This is a genomic window from Streptomyces sp. NPDC017890 (assembly GCF_044328675.1).
Lineage (GTDB): Bacteria > Actinomycetota > Actinomycetes > Streptomycetales > Streptomycetaceae > Streptomyces.
On record NZ_JBIRHU010000115.1, the window covers coordinates 1 to 2,219 of the forward strand.

The 2,219-nt window shown below is 61.3% G+C and carries 2 protein-coding genes; both read left to right on the forward strand.

Annotated elements, in window-relative coordinates; genetic code table 11:
- Nucleotides 1–320 precede the first annotated feature (320 nt).
- On the forward strand, nt 321–971 hold the full coding sequence (locus ACH4F2_RS35755) for a hypothetical protein (RefSeq protein WP_353798905.1): 651 nt from the start codon (nt 321–323) through the stop codon (nt 969–971).
- The gene (locus tag ACH4F2_RS35760) at nt 968–2,098 is read left to right on the forward strand and encodes an ImmA/IrrE family metallo-endopeptidase (RefSeq protein WP_353798906.1); all 1,131 of its coding nucleotides are present in this window, start codon (nt 968–970) and stop codon (nt 2,096–2,098) included. Before ACH4F2_RS35755 ends, ACH4F2_RS35760 begins: the two co-directional genes overlap by 4 nt.
- Nucleotides 2,099–2,219 lie beyond the last annotated feature (121 nt).

Below are 2,219 nucleotides of genomic sequence, written 5' to 3' on the forward strand. Positions count from 1 at the left end.
AGACGCCGACACCGTCATCCTCCTCCACCACGAAACCGACCCCACCGGACAACCAACCGGCTACATCACCCTCATCATCGCCAAAAACCGAGCAGGCAAAACCGGCCAACTCCAACTCCCGTGGCGCGCCTACCAACAACGCATCGGATAGAGACATCGAGCAGCAGTCGTGCACCCGGTCGGAGTGTCGCGTGCGCGTGAGTGCGCGCGTGGTGGGTCGTGGGGGATTGGTTGGTCGTGGTCGGGGGGCGGGGGAACACCGACTGGCAATCTTTCATTCCTTGTCATATTATGACTTCAGCCAACCGAGAGGTCATAATATGACGCCCAATGAAATGCAGCGCCTCGTGATGACGCAATCCGGCATCCTCGCGCCACGTATGTACGAAGGTGTCGCCTCGGCCCTGGCTGACGCCAACACTCGAACACGTGGGTACAAAAGCGAGAAGTACCCGCACATTCGGCCCATGATGGCCCGCATCGCATTCCGGGAGTACCTCGAAAGCGAAACGCTGCCGGCCGAATGGCGGCTGGGCGGCAATCCGAAGTTGATGGGACAGCTTTATCTGACCGCGCCCACCCTCGGTCTGAAACTGCGGTTCCTGAAGGAGCGACGCAAGACCTATCCGAGCGGCGTGCCCGTCGCGGGAAAGAACCGGGCGCGCCGGGAAGCCTGGCAGCAAGGCGGATTGTTCCCCCGGCCCGCTGTTCCCGTGCAGCAGACTCAAACGATGAGCGAACTGCTTCTGCTGTGGGACTACGCCAAAAAGGAAAGCGTCGCAGAAGGATTCACTCTTCGGATCGTTCGGCCGCTCGCCGCAGGCGTCTACGGCCAGGCAGTGCCCTACGATCTCGACATCGCCGTCCGGCCCGACGGCACCATCTTTACCGACATGACCTTCTCCGGAGACTCAGACGATGAGGACTTCTTCGGCGAGGCAAATATCGATCGCGCAGAAAACGAAGAATGATTGACAACAACACTGACCGAGAGCTGCTCGGACCCCGACTGCTGGCCCTTCGTGACCTCAAAGGCCTGACACAGCAAGAGCTCGCGACCTCTGCGGAGGTATCGCAGAGCTTTTTGTCGTTGGTGCAGAAGGGTTCACGACCGTTGCCCGAGTCCCTCGCGGTCAAACTTTCCGAAACCTATTCGCTCCCGCTCAGCTTCTTCCAGATGCCAGACGGGGAGACGGACGCCGGCCAGTTCACCTTCCGTAAGCGTGCCCGCGCGAGCGCTCGTGACGAACGTCGTGTGAAGCGTCTCTACTCCGAAGCTGCTCGTTTGTTCAATGCCATCTCCGCGGCGTCGGAGTTCCGGACGAGCGAACTGCCGGACCCTGCCGAGTTCAACAACGATCCCGAGGAATGTGCCGAAGCCCTCCGACGATCCGCAGGTCTGGGACCAGAAGATCCGGTCAAGAACGTCACTCGACTGCTGGAACGTCACGGCGTCGGTGTCGTCAACGACTTGGATGACAGCTTTGAAGGCGCATCGGATCACGTTGGGGTGTCCCGCCCGAACCTTGGAACCGAACGCCCGCTGGTAGCGCTCACGAGTCAACTGCCTGGAGCGGTCCAGCGTCTCAGTTTGGGGCACGAGGCCGCTCACTGGATTTTCGATCGTCGGCTCGCATCCCCGTTGGGGAGCACACGTTGTCCGGAGGAAGCGCGCGCGTTTCGTTTCGGCGGCGCGCTGCTGCTGCCTGAGCGGGTAGTCCGCGCTCGAGTCACGGAGAGCCTGTCGCTGCACGGCTATCTCCGGATCAAGGCTGACTATGGGATCTCGGTGGGGGCTATCGCCAGGCGCGCAAAGGACATCGGCGTGATCTCGCCGGAGCGCTACCGAAGTCTGAGCATTCAGCTGTCCTCACAAGGGTGGCGCACCAACGAGCCGGTCGACGTAGCGCAGGAAACGCCGCGACTGTTCGGACAGGCATTGTCGAAGGTGTACGGCCGGCACTTCGTGACGCGTGCATCAGACGAACATGGGATCGACCCTGGGCTGATCTTGCGTTGGACCGGAGACCAAACGTCCGCAGAGGAACAAGAGTCGACGGCGGCGACGAGCAACGTCGTCGCCTTCAGGCGACCATAAGAGAGAAAACAGCCCCGGTGCGCGAATTGCGCACCGGGGCTGTTGCTTTCAGTAGTGTCGCCGTGCCTGCTGGATGACGATGATGTCATCTTTGACGACGTAGACGAGACGATGCTCGCGG

Coding starts and splice junctions, on each gene's coding strand:
- ACH4F2_RS35755 (WP_353798905.1), top strand. CDS start 321: ATGACGCCCAATGAAATGCAGCGCCTCGTGATGACGCAATCCGGCATC.
- ACH4F2_RS35760 (WP_353798906.1), top strand. CDS start 968: ATGATTGACAACAACACTGACCGAGAGCTGCTCGGACCCCGACTGCTG.